The organism is Glaciecola sp. HA4-3 (assembly GCF_055693685.1).
This window is the reverse complement of record NZ_CM146340.1, coordinates 1,496,051-1,520,604: the sequence shown is the minus strand read 5'-3', so window position 1 is coordinate 1,520,604 and position 24,554 is coordinate 1,496,051. Positions and strand designations below refer to the sequence as shown.

Annotated in this window: 20 protein-coding genes and 1 pseudogene; 10 read left to right on the top strand and 11 right to left on the bottom strand. The window is 39.2% G+C overall.

Translation table 11 applies throughout. The annotated features are described in order from the left end of the window. Nucleotides 1-15: 15 nt before the first annotated feature. The 4 genes from ACZ1G6_RS07165 to ACZ1G6_RS07150 all read right to left on the bottom strand — a co-directional run bounded on the left by ACZ1G6_RS07165 (nt 16) and on the right by ACZ1G6_RS07150 (nt 7,067). Nucleotides 16-2,724: a DUF2339 domain-containing protein gene (locus ACZ1G6_RS07165; RefSeq protein WP_472618664.1), complete on the bottom strand. Its 2,709-nt coding sequence runs from the start codon at nt 2,722-2,724 to the stop codon at nt 16-18. A 141-nt stretch (nt 2,725-2,865) separates the two neighbouring features. Further along, complete coding sequence (locus tag ACZ1G6_RS07160) at nt 2,866-5,595, bottom strand: efflux RND transporter permease subunit (RefSeq protein ID WP_472618663.1); 2,730 nt, start codon at nt 5,593-5,595, stop codon at nt 2,866-2,868. 43 nt (nt 5,596-5,638) lie between these two features. After that, nucleotides 5,639-5,932, bottom strand: coding sequence for an efflux RND transporter permease subunit (locus tag ACZ1G6_RS07155; RefSeq protein ID WP_472618662.1), 294 nt, complete (start codon nt 5,930-5,932; stop codon nt 5,639-5,641). Nucleotides 5,933-5,990: 58 nt separating this feature from the next. Next, entirely contained in the window at nt 5,991-7,067 is a 1,077-nt protein-coding gene (locus ACZ1G6_RS07150; protein WP_472618661.1) for an efflux RND transporter periplasmic adaptor subunit, read from the bottom strand. 217 nt (nt 7,068-7,284) lie between these two features. Here ACZ1G6_RS07150 and ACZ1G6_RS07145 point away from each other — a divergent pair, with 217 nt between their 5' ends. The 4 genes from ACZ1G6_RS07145 (at nt 7,285) to ACZ1G6_RS07130 (ending at nt 10,309) form a co-directional block, all read left to right on the top strand. Beyond that, nucleotides 7,285-8,169 carry an alpha/beta hydrolase family protein gene (locus ACZ1G6_RS07145; RefSeq protein WP_472618660.1) on the top strand — a complete coding sequence of 295 codons (885 nt, stop codon included), beginning with the start codon at nt 7,285-7,287 and terminating at the stop codon, nt 8,167-8,169. A 129-nt stretch (nt 8,170-8,298) separates the two neighbouring features. Beyond that, nucleotides 8,299-9,504, top strand: coding sequence for a cytochrome-c peroxidase (locus ACZ1G6_RS07140; protein WP_472618659.1), 1,206 nt, complete (start codon nt 8,299-8,301; stop codon nt 9,502-9,504). A 90-nt stretch (nt 9,505-9,594) separates the two neighbouring features. Continuing rightward, complete coding sequence (locus tag ACZ1G6_RS07135) at nt 9,595-9,876, top strand: RHS repeat domain-containing protein (RefSeq protein ID WP_472618947.1); 282 nt, start codon at nt 9,595-9,597, stop codon at nt 9,874-9,876. 82 nt (nt 9,877-9,958) lie between these two features. Then, nucleotides 9,959-10,309, top strand: a complete 351-nt coding sequence (locus ACZ1G6_RS07130; RefSeq protein WP_472618658.1) for a hypothetical protein — start codon at nt 9,959-9,961, stop codon at nt 10,307-10,309. Between the two features lie 459 nt (nt 10,310-10,768). Here ACZ1G6_RS07130 and ACZ1G6_RS07125 read toward each other — a convergent pair whose 3' ends face one another. Continuing rightward, nucleotides 10,769-11,629, bottom strand: coding sequence for a tetratricopeptide repeat protein (locus ACZ1G6_RS07125; RefSeq protein WP_472618657.1), 861 nt, complete (start codon nt 11,627-11,629; stop codon nt 10,769-10,771). A 583-nt stretch (nt 11,630-12,212) separates the two neighbouring features. Continuing rightward, complete coding sequence (locus ACZ1G6_RS07120) at nt 12,213-13,748, bottom strand: DUF3612 domain-containing protein (protein WP_472618656.1); 1,536 nt, start codon at nt 13,746-13,748, stop codon at nt 12,213-12,215. A 202-nt stretch (nt 13,749-13,950) separates the two neighbouring features. Here ACZ1G6_RS07120 and ACZ1G6_RS07115 point away from each other — a divergent pair, with 202 nt between their 5' ends. Continuing rightward, nucleotides 13,951-14,835 (top strand): hypothetical protein, encoded by an 885-nt coding sequence (locus ACZ1G6_RS07115; RefSeq protein WP_472618655.1) that lies wholly within the window; start codon nt 13,951-13,953, stop codon nt 14,833-14,835. A gap of 59 nt (nt 14,836-14,894) precedes the next feature. Further along, nucleotides 14,895-15,764: an NAD(P)-dependent oxidoreductase gene (locus ACZ1G6_RS07110; RefSeq protein WP_472618654.1), complete on the top strand. Its 870-nt coding sequence runs from the start codon at nt 14,895-14,897 to the stop codon at nt 15,762-15,764. Nucleotides 15,765-15,774: 10 nt separating this feature from the next. Here ACZ1G6_RS07110 and ACZ1G6_RS07105 read toward each other — a convergent pair whose 3' ends face one another. Next, nucleotides 15,775-16,218, bottom strand: coding sequence for a YaiI/YqxD family protein (locus tag ACZ1G6_RS07105; protein WP_472618653.1), 444 nt, complete (start codon nt 16,216-16,218; stop codon nt 15,775-15,777). 14 nt (nt 16,219-16,232) lie between these two features. Further along, complete coding sequence (locus ACZ1G6_RS07100) at nt 16,233-17,600, bottom strand: SLC13 family permease (RefSeq protein ID WP_472618652.1); 1,368 nt, start codon at nt 17,598-17,600, stop codon at nt 16,233-16,235. Between the two features lie 125 nt (nt 17,601-17,725). Between ACZ1G6_RS07100 and ACZ1G6_RS07095 the strand changes: the two genes are divergently transcribed. After that, nucleotides 17,726-18,370, top strand: a complete 645-nt coding sequence (locus tag ACZ1G6_RS07095; protein WP_472618651.1) for a hypothetical protein — start codon at nt 17,726-17,728, stop codon at nt 18,368-18,370. 2 nt (nt 18,371-18,372) lie between these two features. Then, the gene (locus ACZ1G6_RS07090; protein ID WP_472618650.1) at nt 18,373-19,128 is read left to right on the top strand and encodes a DUF3307 domain-containing protein; all 756 of its coding nucleotides are present in this window, start codon (nt 18,373-18,375) and stop codon (nt 19,126-19,128) included. A 1-nt stretch (nt 19,129) separates the two neighbouring features. Here the strand turns inward: ACZ1G6_RS07090 and ACZ1G6_RS07085 are convergent, their stop codons facing one another. The 3 genes and pseudogenes from ACZ1G6_RS07085 to ACZ1G6_RS07075 form a co-directional block, all read right to left on the bottom strand. Then, on the bottom strand, nt 19,130-19,276 hold the full coding sequence (locus tag ACZ1G6_RS07085) for a DUF2256 domain-containing protein (RefSeq protein WP_472618649.1): 147 nt from the start codon (nt 19,274-19,276) through the stop codon (nt 19,130-19,132). Beyond that, nucleotides 19,263-20,804: pseudogene (locus ACZ1G6_RS07080) on the bottom strand (cryptochrome/photolyase family protein). The gene ACZ1G6_RS07085 and the pseudogene ACZ1G6_RS07080 overlap by 14 nt, the downstream one beginning before the upstream one ends. Nucleotides 20,805-20,815: 11 nt before the next feature. Then, nucleotides 20,816-22,237, bottom strand: a complete 1,422-nt coding sequence (locus ACZ1G6_RS07075) for a cryptochrome/photolyase family protein (protein WP_472618648.1) — start codon at nt 22,235-22,237, stop codon at nt 20,816-20,818. A 122-nt stretch (nt 22,238-22,359) separates the two neighbouring features. Between ACZ1G6_RS07075 and ACZ1G6_RS07070 the strand changes: the two genes are divergently transcribed. Beyond that, nucleotides 22,360-23,718 (top strand): DASH family cryptochrome, encoded by a 1,359-nt coding sequence (locus ACZ1G6_RS07070; protein ID WP_472618647.1) that lies wholly within the window; start codon nt 22,360-22,362, stop codon nt 23,716-23,718. Beyond that, on the top strand, nt 23,709-24,515 hold the full coding sequence (locus ACZ1G6_RS07065; RefSeq protein ID WP_472618646.1) for a deoxyribodipyrimidine photo-lyase: 807 nt from the start codon (nt 23,709-23,711) through the stop codon (nt 24,513-24,515). Before ACZ1G6_RS07070 ends, ACZ1G6_RS07065 begins: the two co-directional genes overlap by 10 nt. Nucleotides 24,516-24,554 lie beyond the last annotated feature (39 nt).

The window sequence follows — 24,554 nt, the reverse complement described above, 5'->3', positions numbered from 1 at the left end:
ATTTATACACTTATATTAAGTAGATGGCTTGCTTTGATTATCGTTTTTTTGGATTGTAGTAAAGCGTTGAAACAACCAGCCTATTGCAACTAAACAAAGCCCAAGTCCAATAAATGATAATGCTCTATATAAGCCGCTTAAATTAGCCATATCAATAATAAACGCTTTTAAAACAACAACAAATAAAATGCTAAATCCAATTTTATTGAGCGTGTCTGAATGATTAAAGTGTATGTTAGGTGTCTTTATGTACTGCCCCAAAACAATAACTAAACAGGCTATTAATAGCCAAACAATAGAGTAAGTATATAACTCACTTTGTTGAATACTAAATGTGTCTAGTTGCATGCCATCGTTAAAACTCAGGCGAATAATAGCGTTAATATAAAAAGTAAAAAACACACCTGCAAGCCCCATCGATATTCGGCCAAGGTTTTTATCAACCAAGCTAAAATAATATATTCCAATCAAAGGTATTATGGGTAGTAGCCATTGCAATGCTAATAAGTTAGCAAGGGGATGAGAGCCTGTTGCTTGTTCGCTGATAAATGGATTGTTGAATAACGAGATATCAAGATGCATAAATGCACTAACAGCCAACAATATAAACGCAAACGTCCGATATAACGCTTGTAATGAGCTATTTGAACCTTTATACAAATAAACAAACCCAAGCAAAGTATAATTAAAGGACAACACCACTGTCTCGATGTAAGTTAAATTATCAAACGATGGATAATTTCCTACCAGCAAATAACTGGTTTGCGTTGTCACAAAAAGCGCGATTAGGTGCAATAACGCGCCTTGAAACCAGTGCTTCAGATCAGGACTGCTTAATTGCTTAGCACACCAATAAATTAAGCCTATGACAAGCGGGTAAATAAGCATCGTCCATGGCAAACCTAATATTGTTTCTTGCGCATAATCAGATAACCAAGGCGCTATCGTTAACCTAAGTAGTACGCATCCTAGTGCAATTTTGACAATCCAGTTCGGTAGGCTTATTTGCATTTTGTTACTCAAATATATCATCAAGCTGACTTGAATAGCTAAGCTTAAACTTAAAATACTGGTATCGAGTAAGATTGTCGCAATAAGTGTGATACAGCCATTCGCTAGTAACAAAAAGCTCATTTGTTGTATCTTTATATTGCTACGTGTTGCCAAAAAGCTAAACAAACTAGCAATTAAAGCAAGCTCCACACTATAAGTTGAATAAAGATACTTGCCAGCAGCTGTATCTGATTCAGCATAACTTACGCCAAAAAGCAGCAATGGGCTGATAACTAAGAATAAATTAAACGCGTTACGAGCTGGGAAATACCTAAGCATCAACAATGCATATAGGATGCAGATGATGGCCGACACTTGAACTAATAAAAATCCGCTAGTAAATACAAATAGGTTGTCTAAATAGTCATATTGTGAAGGCATCATAAAATAACTAAATAACACAAACGCAAGTGCTAAAAACGGCCATGTGTCAAATGCACTGTGTCTAAATGCTGCGATACAAAACACTAATGCAAAAACCACTATATTGATAATTAAAAATGCGCTATAGCCATGCGCTGCATTAAAGAAGACCAAAGCGATAAAGGGAATAATTACACCTAGCTGCTCTTTTCTTGGCAATAAAAGTGTTCGTACGTCAAGTGCGGACTCATTAAACCCTTCTAAACGTGGGCCAATAATAGGCATCAGAACAAAAACATAAATTGTAAATAAACTAAACAGTAAAATTGCGCTGGCAAAACTATGCTCACCTAAATCGATACTTACAAAGATTGCTGCTGATAGCCAAAGAGTGTGACCAAGTAGGGTCAAAGCCCATAACCATAATGCTTGAACCCTAGCATGAACTAAAATATTAGATAGGGTGACTAAGGCAACATATCCCAACAAGCTATTTATATCATTATTGCCTGTACTAACTAAAGCCGGCACTATGTATGCGCCTAACACACCAATAGCCGCTAAGATCGGTCCATACCGAATCGACAACCAACTTGCTGCAATACCTATGATAGCTAATATAAAAAATGTCACTAAAGGTGATAAGAAAGCATAGAAATCAAATGCGACAAATGTCATAGCAAAACAAGTAATTACTCCACCGCTTGCTAAAGAGGCACTGATTAGACTTGAATTAATATTAAATCGTTTGGGGTGTCGGAAAAGAAACTCCGCTAAACCCACCAACAAAACACCAAAAATAGCGCCAAGTGTGATACGTAAGCCTGGCGGGAATAAACCCGCTTCAATACTATACTTGGCCAGAAATATTCCGCCCAAAGCAAGAATAACGGCTCCCAACCATAAAAGAGCGCTTCCCTGTAAGAAAGTTTCCAAGTTAAATGACGGTGTAGACTTAGGCTTGTTTTCCTTTGGCTCTAGTGAGCTTGGTAGCGAAGGTGTTTTAACCATTTGTTCTGATATATCAAAGGTTGCTGAAGGTGACTTATCATTTTCAATTGCATCGCTTAAAGTGTTACTTATGATGGCATCGCGACTATCAGTAGTGGTGTCGTCAGAAACATTGGCTTTGGAGGCTGAGACAAGAGTAATTTTAGCACTTGATGTTTGCAAGCGACTCAGTTGCATCGACAGTTGGTGAACTTGTCGCTCAAGTCGACCGAGTTTGCCTAAATTAATAAAAGATAGAATGCTCCCAACAAGCAGCACTAAGGCTAATAAAAGCCCAACAATGACAAACAACTCCAAGCCATTCTCCTTAATAAAGACCTAACTTGTGAATAACAAGCTATTGAGTGTTGTTAATGGAAGGGTAATAGTGTCTTAAGGGCGTTGAAATGGCAATGGCTATCGCAAGGCAATAGCCATTTCGTAGATTGAAGCTTGTTATTAGTTTTGGCTATCTTCAATTAACGCAAGCTCTTTATTTAGTTGTTCGGCTTGATCTGCTCTTGGTTTGCTGAATCGTGCGAGTGCATAATACACAACAGGAGTCAGATATAAAGTGAAAATAACGGCAATTCCTAAACCACCAAATACAACCCAACCAATCGCGTTGCGCGCTTCTGCTCCTGCACCTGTAGATAAGATAAGAGGTAAACCACCTAAAACAGTCGAGCTTAAGGTCATCATAATAGGGCGCAGCCGCACTTTACCTGCTTCTAAGATTGCATCTTTAACATCCAGTCCTTTGTCGCGCATCTGATCTGCAAACTCCACAAGTAGGATACTGTTTTTTGCAATCAAGCCAATCAACATGACTAAGCCTATTTGCGAATATATGTTGATACTTGTCCCAGTGATAAATAAGGCATAAATCGCAGCGGCAATGCCAAATGGTACGGTAATCATTACTACTATTGCGCTGTTTATCGATTCAAATTGCGCAGCTAATACAAGCAAGACTACAATAAATGCTAATACATAAGTCAACATCACTTGGTTTGAAGTCTCTTGAAAGGTGCGAGCTTCGCCTAAAAATACAATGCCCATATTATCCGGCAACACTTCTATTGCCAGCTCACGAACGTTTTCAACGGCATACTCCATTGTAATATCGTCTGCCAAGTCAAGTTCAACTTCAATTGCCCGTCTTTGTGCATGACGCTCTAGCTCAGCAGCAACACCTTCTTCGGTAATGTAAGCTAGGCTTGATAGCGGCACTAAACCACCGTTATCTGACGAGACAAATAGATTGGTTAGATCAGAAGGGTTGCTTAAATTGACGTTTGACGCCTGCAATATAATGGGGATCGATTGGTCGCCTACGTTTAAATCGGCAACATCGTCGCCATTTATCGCGGCTCTTAAGGTGCTGGAAATATCAGAAAAGGAAACCCCCAATTCTTCGGCACGTCTTCGATCAATATTGATTCGAAGCTGAGGCTGTGTTGGTTGATACGAAATATCAGCTTGGCCTAGCTCCGGGTAGCGTTTTTCTATTTCTTGAGCCAAAATCTGACTAGCTTCAAAGATCTCTGTATAATCGTCACCTGTAATGGCAAATTCCATGCCACCACCTTGTCCTCTAAGGTTAAGGCTGTTTGAACCAAAAGCTCTGCCGGGTGCACCTGGAATGGCGCCTACTTTTGGACGTAATTTATCAATAATATCTTGTTGCGATTGGCTCCTTTTGTCCCACGGCTCGAGCGGGACACGAATAAACACAATGTTAGGGTCCCACTGACCAACGACGGTATATACTGATTTTATATCCCCCGATTCAACGTACGGCAATAAAGCATCTTCCATTTGTATGGCTTGTCTATCCATAAAATTGATCCCCACTCCGTCGGGTCCTCTCGCAAAAACACGGACAATACCTCGATCTTCTGTGGGTAATAGTTCGTTGTCTATTTGTTGATAAATATAAGAAGCGCCCCCAGCAGTCAGTAGACTCAATGCCACCACGACAACACCCCAGCGTAAACTCCAGTTTAACGAGCGTTGATACATACTACTTAAGCTATTTCCAAACTTTTCAAGAAAGTGGGTATTTTTTGACTTAATGGGCAACTTGGCTGTAAGCGCTGGAACAAGTGTTAATGCGACAAATGATGAAATGATTACCGCGGTCGCTAATACCCCACCAAATTCTCTAAAAAGTCGTCCGGCAGTAGATGGTAAAAAGGCAATGGGAATAAAAACGGCAGCTAAAACAGCAGTTGTGGCAATGACTGCAAAGAATACTTCGCGGGTGCCAATCACCGCGGCAGCTCGAGAGCCCATACCCCCAGCTCTGCGACGTTGAATGTTTTCGGATACAACTATAGCATCGTCAACAATTAATCCCGTTGCTAGCACAAGCGCTAACAATGTTAATATATTAATTGAAAACCCTAACATCCAAATAACTGCCAGTGACCCCACTAATGATACCGGTATAGCCATTGCTGGTACTATGGTTGCGCGACCTGAACCTATAAACACCCAAAGTGTTAAAACAACAAGTGATATAGTGAAGAGCAGGGATGTTATTACCTCCTCAACTGATCCGCGAATAAATTCTGCATCATCAGATGTTAAAAATATATCTAACTCAGGAAAACGAAGCTCCAATTGCTCTATCATCGATAAAACTTCATCAGAGATTTCAATGGTATTGGAGCTGGCTTGTCGCAGTACACCCAATCCAATTACTGGGCGACCATCTAATCTGACTATGCTATTAGCATCTGAAGGACCAAAAAACACACTGGCAACATCACTTATTCTAGTATCGCCTTGGACAATAATATTTTGTACTTCTTGTGTGGTGATCGAAGTGGCATCGGCTCGCACAATAAGTGTTTGGTCGCTAGAGCGCAGGCTACCTGCAGGCACATCAAACGGAGCGGAGCGCAATGCATTGGCAACATCAGTTACTGATAAATTAAAACTAGTTAACCTCAGGGGATCAATAATGACTCTAAGGACGCGTTCTCTATTTCCGTTTAAACGAACATCGGCTACACCTGGGATACTTAAAAATAGCGGCGCTACATCTGTTTCAACGACCTCTGTCAAAGCCTCTAAACTCATAGCATCACTTGCGATTGCGATTTCAACTACCGCTTGTGCGTCGTTATCAGCTTTTATGATGGCAAGTCGTTCAACTTCTGGTGGTAAGTCTCTTTGCACTCGACTGATCGCCTCACGCGTTTCATTAGCAGCATCTTCTATATTAATACCTTGGTCTAAATTCTACGCGCGTTCTGGACGAGTTCTCTTCACTACTTGCTCTAATTGACTTAACACCACTGACCCTAGCAATAGCACCTTCTAGACGACTAGTAACCTCAGTATCTACGGTTTCTGGCGAACCACCTGGAAAACTTGCTGAGACAGTTAGCATCGGTCTGTCTACATCCGGTAATTCACGTACTTCTAAACCGGCTAGAGACGCAATTCCTGCAATGATGATTAACAAGTTAAGGACCACGGTCAATACTGGCCTGCGCACAGCTAATGACGGCAAGTCATTTACTTGGCTAGTATTGATTTTTGCTTTTTTTGAGAAGATGATTGCAAACTCATTAGGCTCTATCCTGTGAAGCAGTTGGGTTAGATGCTACTGCATCGACCCTGATATTTTGACCCGGACGTAAGCGCTGAATACCTTCAATTACAAGCACATCACCACTAGAAAGGTCACCTTCTACTAATAGCCGGCCACGAAGTCTTTGGATTATTTGTACACCGGTTCTGTAGGCTTTTCCATCAATGGCTTTCCACACATAGGCACCATCAGTTCCCCACGAAAGCCCTGACTCAGGGACAACCGCATACTTCTCTCCAGTTACGCTGAGGTTGACGCGAAAACTCATGCCTGGCAAATACGCATCGTCAAAGTTATCAACAATAGCACGCACTCGAATAGAACGGCTTTGTTGATTGATTCTTGAATCGAGCTGTTCAATTGTTGCGTCTAGTGTGACGCTTCTATTACTCCAAGGTTGCACTGTAACGCCACCATTTTTGGCATTCAATGCCTGCAGGCTAGATTCAGGTGCGGTAAAGTTAATAAATAGCTTTTGCCTGTCATCGATGGTTGTAATAAGCGTGTTGGTATCAATTCGGTCGCCGACCTCAACATCAGTAAAGCCAACTATACCTGTAAAAGGTGCAGTGACTAATCTGTCATCGAGGTCAGTTTGAGCATCGATAACCGCTACTTCAGCTAATGCCTTGATGGTTAAAGCTTCATCTAATGCACTTTGAGTAGATGCGCCTCTTATTTTACTTGCTTCCAAGCGTTCGACGTTTCGTTTTGCATCTTCAAGCTCTATCTTCGCTCTTTGAAGTGAAGCACGTTGACGGCGACTATCCAGTGTTAGCAGTGTCTGGCCTTGCTCTACCATTTGACTAGGAACAAAATCAACTGATATGACTTGATCTGAAGCTGCGGGAAAGATGTCTACGGCTCTTCTAGCTTGGGCCGTACCTACAGCTTCTAATGATGTTTCAATTGCTTCAAACTCAACCTTTTGCGTAATTACTAAAGTAGGTTGACTAGGTCCACGGGACTGTGCAAGTGAAGTATTCAAAATCAAAGGTAGTGAGATTAAAAATACTATAAAAAACAAACGTATATAAGACACCAAGTACACCATTTTGTTATGAACAATAATTGATGCCTTATATACAAATTACAAGACAGTTTTGATCAAAACTGTCATTAATTATTTACATTTATTACAGCTTTTTAATCAAAACTAATTTTGTATCGTAATACTTAGCCTAAGTATCAAAAATTTGTTTTGCTAAGTGTATGACTAAGCATTTATTATCGTTTTATATTGCAGTATGACTGAACACTAATAAAAACTAATGAACAATTTATGTAAAGCATTTTCTATCAATACAAACGATGGCATGGTAATCGGTGCCCATCATTACAAATGTCGTACAAATAAGCCTTTACAAGCTATTGTGGTGGTTGCTGGCGCAACTGGTGTGCCACAGGGTTTTTATTCAAGGTTTTGTGATTATTTAACTAGCCATCAAATTGAAGTTTTCACCCTTGATTACAGAGGGGTAGGTCAATCATCGGTTGAATCACTCAAACAATTGAAAATGCATTATTCAGATTGGGGGCGCAAAGATTTAGCCGCTGTAGTAGAGCATGCCAATGAATATAGAAAATCATCAAGACCAGATCTAAAGTTGCTCTTAATAGGTCATTCATATGGAGGGCATGCATTAGGCCTGCTGCCAAACATTGAGCATATAGACGCAGCATTTACCTATGGTAGCGGTTCAGGATTTCATGGTTATATGCCTTTTATCGAACGCCTTAAAGTTAAATTATTATGGAATGTGATTGGTCCACTTATTGTGCGAGTAAAAGGATATTTGCATTGGTCATTTTTAGGTATGGGAGAAAACTTACCAAAAGATGTTTTTGAGCAATGGAAAAAATGGTGTTCATATCCACACTATTTCTTTGACGACCCAAGCTGCGCAGATGAAATGAAGCGCTTATTTAAACGATATGACAAGCCCCTAAACGCAGTAACAGCAATTGATGACTTATGGGCGCAACCGGCATCTCGAGATGCTTTTTTCTCATACTATTCAAAAGCAAAGCTACAAACTAAAAACCTAGATCCAAGTGACTATAATTTAAAGGAAATAGGGCACATGGGGTACTTCAGAAAACAAGCACAAAGTATTTGGGATGGATTGATAGACGATATTAAACATTTAGACTAAGCCAACACCGTCAAAATCGAACACAAAGCATACTTTGTCATCTTTACAAAACTTTACACTACACTTAAACATCTTTACGTCGTTACCTTTATTATATTGCATGTGTTTTAACCTCAACTGGTGTAAAAGATGAATAATTCTATTAAGGTAATGTGTTATGTCTGCAGCTTATTGTTGCTTTCAGCATGTTCTGGTGACACTGAGCAAGACAACGATATTCAAAATGCTATTAGCCAAGAATTGCCGGAGCAAGTAAGCGAAATTAATTTACCCCAAGTTGTGTTTGACTATGAAAATTTAAATCTACCACAACACTTCACTGTTGAACCAGATGGACAAACACTGCCCACATCTATTAATGGTCTTGATAACACTCCAGATAACAACCCGACCACTAACGATGGTGCAACATTAGGTCGTGTACTTTTTTATGATAAAAAACTAAGTGCCAACGGAACAGTTGCATGTGCATCGTGTCACAAACAATCTATGGCATTTTCTGACGATGCTTCCTTAAGCCTTGGTTTTGAGGGCGGTAGAACTGAACGTCATTCTATGACTTTAATAAATGCCTTATTTTATCAGCGTGGTCGTTTTTTTTGGGATGAACGAGCAAGTACACTTGAAGAACAAGTCCTTATGCCATTTCAAGATCCAATTGAAATGGGAATGTCGTTAGAGGAGCTTATTTCGACTGTAGAAGCGCAGCCGTATTACGATGAGCTTTTTGAAAACGCCTTTGGCTCCACCCAAGTGAGTAGCGAGCGAATAGCAAGAGCGCTAGCCCAGTTTATACGAAGTATTGTCAGTTTTTCTAGTAAATACGACGAAGGGCGGGCGCAAGCGTCAGCACCGGGACGTAATTTTACAAACTTTACTGACGAAGAAAATATGGGCAAGAATATATTCTTCAGAACCATTCCTAATGGGGGCGGTGCATGCTTTGGCTGTCATACCACAGAGGCTTTTGTAAGTGCTAACCCCGGACCACAAAACAATGGTTTAGACGAAATTACAACAGATATAGGTGCCGGTGCGGTGTTTAATAACCCTGTGTTTGAAGGGCGCTTTAAAACCACAACGCTCAGAAACATCGAATTAAGTGCGCCCTATATGCATGATGGAAGATTTGCTAGTTTAGAAGATGTGGTAGAACACTATAATAGTGGCATACAAGCCCATCCGACTTTATCCCCGGCTTTAACTGATGGCGAAGGAGAGCCAGTGCGCTTGAATCTCACTGAAACCGAAAAGGCAGCGCTTGTTGCATTTTTAAAAACGTTAACGGACCAAAGTGTTGCTGAAGAGGTGAAGTGGAGTGACCCATTTATCTAGGACGTACTTTTACGCTATTAAGTTGTCTTTTTTACACCTTACATTAATTACTAAAAAATATTTTGCTGTTTCTAAAGAAGTAGGGGAGTTATTAAACTAACAGCAAGGGTAGGAAATATACAAGCGATCACAAGTGGTACGCAGCATACAACGCCATTTGTTAGTAGTATTCAGGGCGAAAGTGATGATGTAGGCTATACGGGTCACAAATTTGATACTAGTATTGGGTTAAGCTATGTGCAGGCACGATATTATGATCCAGTGATTGGGCGGTTTACTCAAATGATCCGGTGGATGCTGTTTCGCAATTTAGCACTCAAAATGAAATCCATGGTTTTACAGGTATGCATATGCCAACAACACCCCCTATAAGTTTGTAGATCCAAACAGAAGACAGTCATATGATTTTACAAGTCTATTTTTGGCGTAGTAAGGTACGAATGCGCCGAATGAAATGAAGGGACAAGAAATAACGAAAGAACATGTTCAAGGAGCCCCCAAAGCTATAGCAGATAATTTAGGCCGTCCAGAATTTTTTAAAATGACAGTTCAAACAGGTCAAATTCCAACTCCTCCAATAGTGGTCGCTGCGATTGTCTTGCCAGTAGTCCTTTCAACGGTCTATGATGAGCATGAAGAAATAGCAAGCGCCGCTGCTTCCAAACTCGACAGCAAATTAGCTAAAAACCTAAAACTTTGCGAAAATCAGGGTCTGGAAGAAATTGCACAGAAGGCTGTATCAGAAGGTGCATCACAAACTGCCGGTCTAGTAACGGACATTGTAGATGATAAAGAAGAACGATAAGTTATTTGGATTATAAGTTATAAAATGGGACAAAAAAAAGACTTGGTCTTAATGTTAATCGGCGCGTTTTTATTCATGCTTGCATTCTATTGTTTAAAAGCAGGGAAAGTATCTCTAAGGGGCACAATATTTGATTCGGAAAGTCCAATATTTTACTTTGTTGTTGTAGCAGACCTTATTTTAGCGACACTTTGTTTTGGCTTTGGTGCTTACAGATACTGTTTTAAGAACGCTTAGTTGTAAACCTTATTGATAAAAGAGACATAGTTTGGGCTTAGGTTGCCGTATTCGTTGAAATATCAGAGCACACCTGTTAACTAGATAGACATAAACTATTGATTCTAATAGGAAAAGTGGTTCAATAGAGTTGACCTATTGTACAGGCTCCACTAAACATTGACATTAGCTTTTTTGAATAGTTTGGCCCTATCGGTCCCTCGAAGAGCCAGCCTGTAATGCTCACTCACAGTCTTTATAATCACTGTCCAAACATTTTTTGGACAACTCTTGAGCTTCTAAAACATCGCCAACTGTCATTTTATCATTCAGAAATTGGAAGATTCCGTCCATTGCCTCGTTTCCCATATTGTTCCTTGATATATTAGCCCAAGAGTATGCACTAATATAATTTTTTACAACTCCTTGCCCCTTTGCGTACAATATTGCTAAATTATATTGAGACATTCCATTACCTTGCTCGGCCGCCATGCGATGCCACTTTACAGCTTCTTTGTAATCTTGCAAGGTACCCGTTCCAGTACTGTACATTACTGCCAAGTTGAACTGAGCATCTGAAAACCCTTGCTCTGCTGACATGCGATACCATTTCAATGCTTTTTTTTCGTCTTTTAAAACCCCTTGACCCTCATCATAAAAAACCCCAAGACTATATTGAGCCGCTGCATTGCCTTTTTCTGCCGACATACGAAACCATTTCAATGCTTCCTTGTAGTCTTTTACATCACCTATACCATAACTGTACATAATACCCATTTGTAATTGAGCTTCGGCGAAACCTTGCTCTGCTGACATGCGATACCATTTCATGGATTCTTTATCATCTTTGTCAACTCCAAGACCATTACCATACATTAACCCTAGATTGTATTGGGCGAAAGAATCTCCATTGATTGCGGCCATTTGTAACAATTGAGCTGCTTCTTTATCAACTCTAGTAAGCTGAACAGCTTCGATACTCTCAATAGCTTCGATACCATCAATAGCAATAACTTTTATGTCATTTAAATCTGAGGAATCTGCACTGGTAGTGATATGGAATGACAGTAGTGAGTAAAACAACAAATACTTTATTTTCCGCATGATTAAACAGGTCCTTTTTCTGCTACAAAACAGCATGCCAATACTTAATTATCTAGAGATACTACAGTAGAAGATACTGCTAAACAAGATGATGTACTAGCTTGTATATTTACTGTAATTATTAACAATTCTCACGTCAGATTTCGACCTGCTTTTGAAGCGACCGGAAATGGGTGTATCAGAAACTAAGCTCTTTGGAGGATTCCATATCCAATCAATATAAAGTTTCACATCTTCAACAGAAGGTAACGTTTCGCTTCGTTGCGGAAACGAGATTGTGAACCTTTGGTATCACTTAGATTCGTTACTAAGAAATCAAGCAATTGTTTTTAGTACATCTCTAACTGAAATACCTTTAGCTTCAATATCATCGAGATATTCACAAAGAGTAGGGTAAACAACAAACAATGTGGATTAAATGGGGATAATAATTAATTTAACATAATATACATTATACGCTATTTAATTATAGGTGGATAAAATGCATGCAAACGCTGAACGTACTAATTCATATGGCTTTTATGCATGTTATGGCCTTATAGCCTGAGTAATAATAATAGTATTATCGTCGATTATTGAATTATTAATTTGCACACGTGCTACCAGATGAGTAACAACTAGGTTGGCGTGGACAAACATTACCTCTTGAGCAAATCATCCTAGCGTCTGACTCGATGCCACGTTCTACCCAATTAATATTAAGTATTTTAGAAACACTAGAAAGTTTGTTTTTGATACTACTAGGAATAATTGCGCTGCCACCTTGTGATACACATACCTTTTTGAGGTCTTCAGCAAGTTGCTTGGCGTCTGAACCTTGCGCTTCTATAGCTGGGTTTAAGTCTATCCCTGTGCATAAAACATGATTGTTGTTGGCCATATCTTTAACACTTGTAGATTCGCAACAGTATATACGAGGTTCATTATCAACATTCAGTATGGATATTTGTGCCGATGTTCCAGATATCGGCGCATCAATCATCCTAAATACCGCCCAGTGCTGACAAGGATCTTCTACTGTGCGCATATTTCCCCAAGGTAAAGGAATGCCATTTCCTCGATAAACAGCTTTTAGCTTGCCTGGCGCATATGCATCAAAATAATGCCAATGTCGATAAGGCGATACAGCCGTCATTCTTCTCATGGCAACCGCGGCAGACACGCCCACTTTTTTGTGGACATCAATTTCATAACCGCTGCTGTCTAATAATTGCCTAAAAGGAGCTTTTGGACATAATAAAGCACCAGCAAAAAAACTGGATTCAAAATCACGCCAAGCATGCAAAATATCTTGCGCATTTACAGTTGATGATTCTTGAATATTATTTGGATCTTCAGGCATGATATCGAAACGCGTTCTGCCTGCAGTTAGCGTACTTCTTAATCCGTCTTGGTTGTGTAGGACACTGTGGCCTATATGCACGGCTAAATCGTATTTCAAGCGCCATGGATAGTCCAAGAGGATCTTGTTTAATTGCAGTTGATTAGGCGGCTCTAAGTAAGATGTAACCAAGGTGTTTGTCGACACACCTAAATCATCAACGGTGCGTTTTGCCAGCTGAGTAAACCAAGATATTTTTAAACCAACACTTTTTGCAATATTCATCAAGTCATCTGCAGAATAACCAAGGTGTTTGTGCCCTATTTCCTCTGCTGCTCGTTCCAAATCAGGAAAGTGATTTTGGTGCAATTCCTGATGGGCTCTGATTAACAAGTGTGCAAATTGACGACCACTAATACCTGTTTGCGATAGCATTTCGGGGATTGCTATTTGAAGAATATCATTAGAAAAAAGAAAGCTTGGCTCCAGAGGCATTCCTTTAATACCACCTTTATTTCCTTTTATCGGGGTAATATCACCTTTTTCTGGAACATCATCTAAAAACCAATCGACTTCTTTTTGAAAAACGTTTGCAATAACCTCAAGCATATCGGCACTTGGGACTCTTTTACCTCTTTCAATCATCGATAAATAAGACACAGAAGGTGCAAGTTCTGCATCAATTCGTACACAACGCGCAGACAAATCTTCCATCGTTAAATTATTTCGTTTACGTAAATTTCGAATTTTCGTGCCCAATAGGTGTGACTTACGAATAAGGCTTTTTGTATTTTTCATCAAACGTACCTTCGAGTAAAAGTTGTAAAAAAAACGTTGTGAAATAATTAGTGTAAAATTATAACTTAAGTGTATGTGTTTTAAATATCAAAGCAAGTAACAGTTTGTACTAAATGTCGGTAATATCTATGATATAAGAACTTTTATCTTACTTAAGGGTCTGTTATATAATCGTATTTTGCTCAGTATTTTACTCATCTATATGCAACATAATTTACCTACATTATCTGAGCAACATAAGGTCATTAAAGTCGAAGAGGTACATATTGATGATGCCGCAGTACCTAAGGTATTAGTAGACTTATATGATAATAGCGAACACCTTACACTCACTAAAAACAAGCAGTATCGCTTGTATTCTAGATGGGGATTATTTTCTGTTGCGATTCATGCTGGGCTTATTTTTATACTCATTTTCACCAGCTTTAGTGACGTTAAAGCGCCCATTGCAGATAACAAGTCTCACTCTAGTTATCAACAAAATATAAAATCATATTTAGTTGTAGTTACGCCCTCACAGAGCACGCCACAAGACATAAGCACAGAACCGCAAGAAAGCTTGCTAGGGGTGAAACAAGATTTACCTGTTTCTGACTCAGCAAATCCAAGGGTTACTGTTACAAAGACTACAGAGGCTAAATTGATAGCTCGGGAACAAGCAAAATCACAAGACGACATTACTAAAACTGTACCTACACAAACAATAACCAATAATAGTCAAACAATTCCGCTTGAAAATACTAATTCTCCAGATAGCGTTAAGGTGGACTCTAATATCCTAAATCGGGTAAAAACTGAGCTAATTTACACGCAAGAGACCGCAGCATTTGATGCCCTGTTAATAGAGCAAACGAATAACTATCGCAATCTTCAACTTGCTGGGCTAATCGACACTCAAAATTCAATCGACACCACGCTTGAAAAATCACCTGGAAAGAAAATTAATATTGACTGCTCACAGGGTGAAAAAGCGACCTTGGCTTTTATTTCTGGCATAACGGGCGGAATACTTACCTGTACAGAAACGCCTGATTTTCAACAATTCATAGACCGACATAAAAACAAAGGCTTAGAAGAAGAAAAATAAGTGTAAAATCTCAATGAACAAGCTAATCTTTTGTTTTAATCAGAAATGCGGGAGGAATTATGATAATTGCGTTTATAGGATTAGGTGCCATGGGATATCCTATGGCAGGTCATCTTGCTAATGCAGGGCACCATCTCAAAGTCTTTAATAGAAGTCCTGACAAAGCCAAACGCTGGACAAATGAATTTCAATATAATGCTTATAGCACCCCAGCACTGGCCGCAGCGGATGCTGATATCGTATTGATGTGTGTAGGTAATGACGATGATGTGCGCCAAGTCGCTTATGGCGAACATGGTGTCATTAATGCAATGAACAATGATGCAATTTTAGTTGATCATACTACAACCTCTGCTGAATTGGCGCGAGAGCTTGCCTCAACTTGTCGCAAGCATAATCTAAGATTTATGGATGCGCCTGTTTCAGGTGGTCAAGCAGGCGCCGTAAACGCAAAGTTAACGATAATGTTGGGAGGTGAGCAATCAACATATCAGCAACTTAAGCCCATTTTAGATGTAATGTCACAAAAACATGCATTAATGGGCGATGTTGGTTCAGGCCAACTAACCAAAATGGTAAATCAAATATGCATCGCCGGTGTAGTACAAGGATTATCTGAAGCGCTTCATTTTGCCCAAAAAGCAAACCTATCGAGTGATAAAGTCATTGATGTTATCAGTAAAGGAGCTGCTCAAAGTTGGCAAATGGAAAATCGCTGGAAAACAATGGTCGATAATCAATTTGATTTTGGGTTTGCGGTAGATTGGATGCGCAAAGACTTAGATATTGTATTAAACGAGGCTAAACGAAACGGCAGTACCTTGCCAATTACAGCCCTAGTTGATCAATTCTATGCACAGGTGCAGCAAAACGGCGGAGGCCGCTATGATACTTCTAGCTTGATTACACTATTAGATAAGAAAAAATAACAACTTATGTCTAAGCCCTAGCTAAAAACTTATCTAAGTGACCCGCAAATTCTTTGCGCTCTCGTTGACTCATAGGGGGTGGTCCTCCCGTTTGAATCCCGCTTGAGCGCAAGGTATCCATGAAGTCACGGGTACTAAGACGCCCTCTTATATTTTGTTTATCGAGTACTTCCCCTCTTGGCGATAAAATGTGTGCGCCCTTTTCAATCACTTCAGCAGATAATGGAATATCTGCTGTGATCACCAAATCTCCTGCTTCGCTTCGTTTTACAATTTCATCATCAGCAATATCAAAACCGGATCCGACTTGTAAGAAACTTATGTTTGGCGATGGTGGTATGCGCATCGAATGATTAGCAATTAGCAGCAAAGGCACTTTGGTACGTTGTGCAGCTTTAAACAAAATTTCTTTTATGACGACTGGGCAGGCGTCAGCATCGACGATAATTTTCATAGTTTCATTTATTGTTAACGTAAAATCACATAACTCAATATGCCTATAATACACGAAACGATAAAGCTTAATACTGCGCCTTCTTTAACCATATCTACTATCTTAAACGTACCCGTTGAATATGCAATTGCATTGGGTGCTGTCGCTACAGGCAACATAAATGCACAACTTGCTGCCATTGCTGCTAGTACCATGAAGATAACAGGATCTGCTCCTTGATTAATGGCGACTAAATACAAAATAGGCATTAATAGAGTCGCAGTTGCAGTATTACTCGTCACTTCCGTTAAATAAGTCACGCTTAAACACAAAAGTAAGACCGTAATTAGTAGTGGAAATTGGGTAAATGATGACAAACCCTCTCCTATCATGCTACTGAGTCCAGATTCAGTAAAGCCTTTGGCTAACGCAATGCCACCTGCAAACAGTAATAGCATTCCCCAAGGAATTGAGACTGCTGATTTCCAATCAAGAATACGACCACCTTTTCCATCTGGTACGATAAACATAATGACAACAAACAAAAGTGCAACCGTACTGTCTCCCGCTCCTGTAATAGATAACAACTCACTCCAGCCACCAAAGGGAGCATTACGTGTAATCCATGCAACAACGGCGCAAGCGAAAACAAGTAGGGTACGTTTTTCTTCTATTCGCCACGGGCCTAAATGTTCAAGTTCTATTTCAACAGGTCCTCTTAAGGCTCTAGTTAGCCATATAGCCATAATAGGAACAACAATTAGTACGACGGGTATCCCGATTTTCATCCAAGTGACAAATCCAAACTCACTACCAGTTTGCGCTTCATAAATCCCTGCAAAAATCACATTGGGTGGAGTACCTATGATGGTACCCAAACCGCCCACACTTGCTGCATATGCTATTCCTAAAATAAGGGCAATCTGTAGCTTTTTATCATTGAGTTTATCTAAAACAGCTAAGGCTATTGGAAACATTATCAACACTGTAGCGGTATTTGAAATCCACATACTTAATAACGCGGTTGCCATCATAAACGAGAAAACCAGACGTTTTTTACTGTTTGTTCCAATAAGGCTTACCATATTTATTGCAAGCCGTTTATGTACCATTGACTTTTCAAGTGCTTTTGACAGCATGAAGGCGCCCATCAGCAATAGAATTACGTGGCTTCCTAACGCAGAGGATACAATTTTATGATCAGTGACATTTAACAAAGGTAATAAAACAAAGGGAACAAGCGAAGTTACAGGTATTGGTATTGCCTCACTTACCCACCAAATAACCGTTAGTAAAGTAATAGCGGCAGTTGCAGAAATAAAGTGATCTACTCCAACGGATGATAAAATTACGTATAAGGCTAATGCTAATATTGGGGGCGAAAATATGAAAAAAGACTTCATTGTTATTGCTCTCTGCTTCCGTCAATTAAATTCGTTTTCAAAATGATAAAGCAAATGTTATAGTTTGCTTTGTCATTGTGCTTATGTAATGCTTACTAACAGAGTATACAAGAAGGTAGAGATTTATGTTATTTGCAGTAGAAACAGGTGATATTGTTGGCTCAACAACGCTTGGGAGTTCTGATTTTGCTCGCATTGTAACTGCATTAAAAGCACGATTTGAAAGGATAAGTACTGATACTGGACATCACCAAGCAAGTCATCAATATTATGAAATGTTCAGAGGTGACTCCTATCAAATACTGTATATCAATGCTACTCATGCTTTAAAGCATTCTCTTTGCAATAAACTTTATCTTAAAGGTTTTTTTGATATATCGCTTACCCAATCAACTTGCTTGGGGTTTAGTGAAAGTGAACTTGACTTGAATGCACCGCTAGGTCAAAACATGCATCAAGCTTTTATAGAATCGGGAAGGCAGCTAGATAAAGTAGACAAAGGACAGCTTGTTATTAGTAATACTCACCATTGTTTTAGCAAAGATTTTGATCTATTGATGCTATTTGTTAACCGTCATTTAACGACACTCACTCAAAAACAGGCGCTCGTCCTGCTTCATTATATTGACCTAGATTTTACTGGGCAAAAAGATATTGCTAAACAGTTAAAAATGACTAGACAAAACATTAATACACACTTAAAGCGAGCAAATGCAGATTTATTTAAGCACTTAATCATGCTTTTTGAACAAAACCTTAGGAATAGTTGAATATGACAATCTTTATATTTTTATTATTTGTTCACATATTAGCGGATTTTTATCTACAACCACATAGCTGGATAATGGATAAGGTGCAATATAAAGAAAACTCATTTGGTTTATTTAAGCATATGTGTGTGCACACTGTTTTAACTGGCTTGGCTCTCCATTTAAGCTGGTTTATCAGCACAGGCCATGGGTTTGATGCAAACCTTGTTATCGCACTAGCAATTATCATCTTAAGCCACTACGTAATAGATATTTGGAAAACATATATGGGGTTTACCACTACCTATTTTGTGATGGATCAGCTTGGGCATTTCATTATTATAAGCGGTGTCAGTATTTGGCTAAGTTTTGACACCTTTTTGCCCTATTTCTCTTCAATCTTTGTGCTAGATAACATGCATGTTCTAATTGTTATACTGGCCTATTTGCTTGCTTATCGTCCATTATCCATCCTTATTCAATTAATGTTGCGTCCCTACACTCTTCAATTTGATCAAACAAAAGATAGTAATGATGGTTTGCAAGCGGCTGGTGAGCACATTGGTGCCCTAGAACGCTTCTTAATCATCACCTTTGTATTGATTGATCAATTTGCGGGTATTGGTTTTTTACTGGCGGCAAAAAGCGTGTTTCGATTTGGTGATATGCGCCGTCAGCAGGACAGAAAGCTCACTGAATATATAATGTTGGGGACTTTATTAAGTTTTAGTCTCGCCCTAATATTGGGCTTACTTATAGACAAGTTTGCCATCCAATAAGCTATCGTTGTAACTTATTTTGTTTGTTTCGTCGGCATCGTTGTGAACAATATTTCACCTCATCCCAATTACGTGCCCATTTTTTACGCCAATTAAAGGGCAGATTACACACAAGGCAGGTTTTAGAGGGTAGTTCAGACTTTTTCATTGTTTGATAACTTTAATAAAAATGTATCAGTATCTTCAAACATATGATCAAGTTTTTGCGGGTCCATTTTATTCATCGTGCGATAAATCATTGCCATTCTGGGGTTTTTCTCAAACCTGTGTTTGTGCTTATTGAGAAATCCCCAATATAAATAATTAAAAGGACATGCTTGTGGGCCAGTTTTTTCTTTCACGCTGTATTGGCAATGTTGACAGTAATTAGACATCTTATTGATATAAGAACCACTTGCAGCATATGGCTTGCTCGCCAATTCACCACCATCAGCAAATAACACCATTGAACTCACGTTTGGTAACTCCACCCACTCATAAGCATCAGCATACACAATAAGATACCACTGGTTAACCTCTTGGGGATCTAGCCCTGCTAGCAATGCAAAGTTACCCAGCACCATTAGCCGCTGAATATGATGCGCATAAGCGTATTGTTTAGTCTGCTTAACACTTTGACTGATGCAATTCATGTCAGTGTCTGCATCCCAAAAAAGGAAGGCAAGCTTGCCTTTGCCTGCAGATGATTTTTATCTTTAAGGTCTGGCATGAAATACCAATAAAAACCTCTAATATATTCTCGCCATCCTAATATTTGACGAATAAACCCTTCGACAGAATTAATAGGAAGTTCATTTTCATAATAGGCATTGTGAGCAGCATCTAGGACTTCTTTAGGGCCGAGCATGCCAGCATTTAAATAAAAGGAAACATGGGCGTGATACATCCATGGTTCATCCTGCACCATCGCATCTTGATATTGCCCAAACAAAGATAAGCGTTCCTTTATAAATGTATTTAAGACTTCAAGTGCTTGCTCTCTTGTTACTGCATAATGAAAGTCCTCAAGCTCACCAAAATGGTCTGAAAACTCACGATTGACTAAATGGATAACGTCCTTTGTTATTTCATCTTGCTCAAATTTACTAGGCTCTGGCGGAACCATGTCCTTAGGTAGCTTTTTTCTATTATCAGCATCATAATTCCATTTGTCTCCCACAGGTTTCTTATCTTCCATTAAGTACCCTGTTTTGTGACGCATCTCACGATAAAAAAATTCCATGCGCAATTGCTTTCGACCATTGGCCCACGAAGAGAAATCGTTTTCAGTTGCGATGAAACGATTATCTGACTTTATCTCTACCTTAAATTTATACGTGTCTGACCAACTTAAGATATCTTGCCATAAACGATATTCACTAAGGTTTAGAGACAAGCACTGTGTCAACCTTATGAGTTTTTGCGCAGTGCGCCACCTGAGCACCCAAATCGCCTTTGTTATGCTCGTGTTCATAATCTATATATTCAAGTTGATAGCCTTCGTCTTTCAATTCTTGAGCAAAATGCCGCATTGCTGAAAATAAAAACGCTATTTTTTGCTTGTGGTGCTTCACATAAGTTGCTTCATTTTTGACCTCAGCCATTAACACTATGTCTTTTTCTTTATTTATACATGCCAAAGAAGCCATTTGAAGATTGAGCTGGTCACCTAATAGCAGGCAGATTTTTTTTGTCATAGTGGCGGCCCCTATTTAATATCTTTATAAGCGGATAAAGCTCGTTCACGAGTAATTTTCAGATCCACAATCGGCTTGGGATAATCTTTACCCAAGCTTACCCCAGCATATTCAAGTATATTGCTTGGTGCTTCCCACGGTTTGTGAATAAACTTACTAGGCATTTTTGTTAGCTCTGGACAATATTTTTTTACATATTCGCCCTCCTTGTCGAATTTTTCCCCTTGCAGTATAGGATTGAAAATTCTGAAAAACGGAGAAGCATCTGCGCCAGAGCCAGCAACCCACTGCCAACTTGCTGAATTACTTGCTGAATCAGCATCTAGCAAGCAATCCCAAAACCAACGCTCACCATGACGCCAATCAATCATTAGATTTTTCACTAGAAAAGAACCAACAATCATACGCACTCTATTATGCATGTAGCCTGTTTCGTATAACTCTCTCATGCCAGCATCAACAATAGGAATACCTGTGTGACCAATCTGCCATGCTTTTAAATCATCTTTTGAATCGCGCCATGCAAATGCATCAAATTTCCGATTAACATTTTCATACCCAATATTTTTTAAATGATAAAGCAAATAATATGAAAACTCCCGCCAACCCAATTCGCTCAAATATGTATCGACACCATCATTTGATGTGTCACCACCAAACGCGTCTAAGACTGCATACCAAATCTGATTAGGTGATATTTGGCCAAAGTGCAAATAGGGAGATAGTAAAGATGTTCCTTTGATAGACGGGATATTTCGTTTATCACTATATTGAGTAATTGCGGATTTAATAAATCTAGACAAACGATCCTGAGCACCTATTTCACTTACATCCCACATTGTCTCCATAGTGGCATCCCATGGTATGGTTGGTTTTAGAGCTAAGCTATCGATAGAAATTGCGCTGTTATCTTTAATTGCAACGACACTAGCAAAGTTAGGAGTAGCAACTGGGTATCGTGGACTTGTTTTGCTTAAACACCCTCTTCTGTAATAAGGAGTAAATACTTTGTAAGGTGTTCCATCATTTTTTAATACTTGCCATGGTTCCCATAACAAACTCCCGTTAAAGCTCTCGACATGCACATCTCTTTGTTTGCATGCAGTTTTTATAAACGTATCACGTTGTATTGCCCAATCATCGTACATCCTATTCCAGGTGACAAGTTGTGCATCATACTCATCTACCAAATTCATAATTATTTGTTTTGCATCACCTTTGTAGATCAGTAATTTTCCATCTAAGCTCTTATTCAATGCACTTAACGCATGATGTAACCACCACTTTGAAGCGCCTCCAAGTTTTGCCGCTTGAGGAGTTTGTTCATCCATTATATAAACAAACATTACTTTATCGTGTTTTAACGCTTCAACTAATGCAGGATTATCTTGAAGACGAAGGTCGTTTCTGAACCAATAAATGCTTACAGTCATAAAAGTGTCAATTGAAAATGTCAGGTTGCTTATGCAGTTGTATAGTAATAATTAACAAGGAAAGATCGCTTTTGTTGTTTTACTTGTAGAAAGTTAAAATTGAATCATCAAGATGTATTTACATGACCCAAATTAAGCAAGAAAAACTAGGCATACACTTTGTCAGGCATGACCAAAGGCTAATAGATAATTTGGCTATCCATTCTTTAAGAAAAAAATGTGACCGAATATTAGTTGCTTATATATTTGACCCAAATTGGATCACAACCGCTAGCCTGAACTCACCAGAGTCGCCTGACTTTCATACTTGCTTTAGCAATAAATCAACAGGCCATCTAGGGCCGCATCGCTATGCTTTTTTGATGGAGTCGCTTAACGTTCTTGATAAACAGTGTAAAGCTTTATCATATGATTTTATTGCCATAGCTGGACCATTAGCACAGACGTCAATATCACTTATTGAACATATTCAACAGCGTGAGCAGATTAGTGCTATAAGTTACGAGCACCATAGTGGCGTTTATGAAAAAGCGCAGATTGTAGCTATCAATACAGTGTGTAAAAGCATTGACGTAATTTGTGAATATAGCAATTACCTTTTTTCACCATCTGATATGCCCTTTTCTATCGATGAATTACCGAATGTTTTTTCCCCCTTTAGGCGCAAAGTAGAAAAAAAACTATTCGTAAGGGATGCCTTAGGTCAACCCGACAAATGCACAAGCTGTTCCCCGGCCCTTATGGATACCATTGCACAAGAGTTTGAGGTTTTTAACGATTATCAACAAGAAGACGCTGGTAAAATTGATAATGAGTATACTGGAGGGGAGATTGCGGGAAAAAATAGAATTCAGTCGTATTTTTTTGAATCACATAATATTGCAAAATATAAAGAAACGCGAAATGGGCTCGATGGTTGGGATTTTTCTAGTCGCTTATCTGCTTATCTTGCTCATGGAAATGTTTCAGCAGCTTATGTTTATCAACAAATTAAACAATACGAAACTGAACACATAGCTAACGACTCGACGTATTGGTTGTTTTTTGAATTACTTTGGCGAGAGTTTTTTAATTGGCAATTAGAAAAACACGGTGCGCTAATGTTTTCATTTAGCGGGATTCAAGGTCATGTGCCTAACAGCATCATGGACCTAGATAAATTCAAAAATTGGACAGATGGCGAGACCGGTTATCCGATTGTTGATGCGTGTATGAAACAATTGGCAAAGACTGGATTTATGTCAAATAGAGGTCGACAGCTTGTTGCGAGTTGCTTTGTGCATGAACTCAATCTTGATTGGCGTTACGGAGCTGCTTACTTTGAGCACATGCTGATTGATTTTGATGTCGCAAGCAACTACGGGAATTGGCAATATTTAGCGGGCGTAGGCTCTGATCCAAGGGGACATAGACAATTTAACCTTGAAAAGCAAACTCAGATATATGACCCCAATTTGCGGTTTATTAAAAAGTGGCAATAGCAAAAACCTTCTCATTAGTCTGGCTTAAACGAGATCTGCGGCTACGGGATCACAAGCCCCTTTGTGACGCACTTGCGCTTAACAAGCCAATAATGTTGGTTTACATTGTTGAGCCCATGATGTTGGCTGATCCGCACATGGATATTCGCCATTGGCGCTTTATTTATCAATCATTACTTGACTTGAATTCGCAACTCAAAATGAAAGCTAATGAATTGGAGAGTTTAAAAAATCGAAACAGTGTAAAAGTAAATATACTCTTTGGTGATTGTATCGAAGTATTGAATACCCTACATCAACAAGGGTTAAGTCATATTTTTAGTCATCAAGAAATAGGTCTTAAACACACTTATAACCGAGACAATGACATATCGGATTGGTGTCAAAAGCATAATATAAATTGGAATGAGTCGAGCTATGGCGCGGTAAAGCGCCCACTGAATCACCGTTTCAATTGGCGCACGCACTGGCAAACTAGAATATTGCGGCATACTAATGATGTTAATATTGAACAATTATGTGTTGCAATCTCTGATGCACCTGTGCCAAATAAGGTGTATCAGGTTCCCAAACAATGGGAACAACTAGATAAGGCTTTTCAAGTTGGCGGAGAGAGAAAGGCTTGGTATACCATGCGTCACTTTTTTGAAGCGCGAGGGAAACGGTACTTTGGGAATATTGGTAACCCGACGATTTCTAGACAGACATGTTCTAGGCTCTCTCCATATATAGCGTGGGGAAACATTTCACTTCGACAAGTGTATCAATACACTCAGACTCATAACAAAAGACCTTAGTTGGAGACGCTCAGTAAGCGCACTTAGCTCGAGGCTTCA

Coding starts and splice junctions, on each gene's coding strand:
- ACZ1G6_RS07150 (WP_472618661.1), bottom strand. CDS start 7,067: ATGGTGTACTTGGTGTCTTATATACGTTTGTTTTTTATAGTATTTTTA.
- ACZ1G6_RS07145 (WP_472618660.1), top strand. CDS start 7,285: ATGAACAATTTATGTAAAGCATTTTCTATCAATACAAACGATGGCATG.
- ACZ1G6_RS07140 (WP_472618659.1), top strand. CDS start 8,299: ATGAATAATTCTATTAAGGTAATGTGTTATGTCTGCAGCTTATTGTTG.
- ACZ1G6_RS07130 (WP_472618658.1), top strand. CDS start 9,959: ATGAAGGGACAAGAAATAACGAAAGAACATGTTCAAGGAGCCCCCAAA.
- ACZ1G6_RS07125 (WP_472618657.1), bottom strand. CDS start 11,629: ATGCGGAAAATAAAGTATTTGTTGTTTTACTCACTACTGTCATTCCAT.
- ACZ1G6_RS07120 (WP_472618656.1), bottom strand. CDS start 13,748: ATGAAAAATACAAAAAGCCTTATTCGTAAGTCACACCTATTGGGCACG.
- ACZ1G6_RS07115 (WP_472618655.1), top strand. CDS start 13,951: ATGCAACATAATTTACCTACATTATCTGAGCAACATAAGGTCATTAAA.
- ACZ1G6_RS07110 (WP_472618654.1), top strand. CDS start 14,895: ATGATAATTGCGTTTATAGGATTAGGTGCCATGGGATATCCTATGGCA.
- ACZ1G6_RS07105 (WP_472618653.1), bottom strand. CDS start 16,218: ATGAAAATTATCGTCGATGCTGACGCCTGCCCAGTCGTCATAAAAGAA.
- ACZ1G6_RS07100 (WP_472618652.1), bottom strand. CDS start 17,600: ATGAAGTCTTTTTTCATATTTTCGCCCCCAATATTAGCATTAGCCTTA.
- ACZ1G6_RS07095 (WP_472618651.1), top strand. CDS start 17,726: ATGTTATTTGCAGTAGAAACAGGTGATATTGTTGGCTCAACAACGCTT.
- ACZ1G6_RS07090 (WP_472618650.1), top strand. CDS start 18,373: ATGACAATCTTTATATTTTTATTATTTGTTCACATATTAGCGGATTTT.
- ACZ1G6_RS07085 (WP_472618649.1), bottom strand. CDS start 19,276: ATGAAAAAGTCTGAACTACCCTCTAAAACCTGCCTTGTGTGTAATCTG.
- ACZ1G6_RS07075 (WP_472618648.1), bottom strand. CDS start 22,237: ATGACTGTAAGCATTTATTGGTTCAGAAACGACCTTCGTCTTCAAGAT.
- ACZ1G6_RS07070 (WP_472618647.1), top strand. CDS start 22,360: ATGACCCAAATTAAGCAAGAAAAACTAGGCATACACTTTGTCAGGCAT.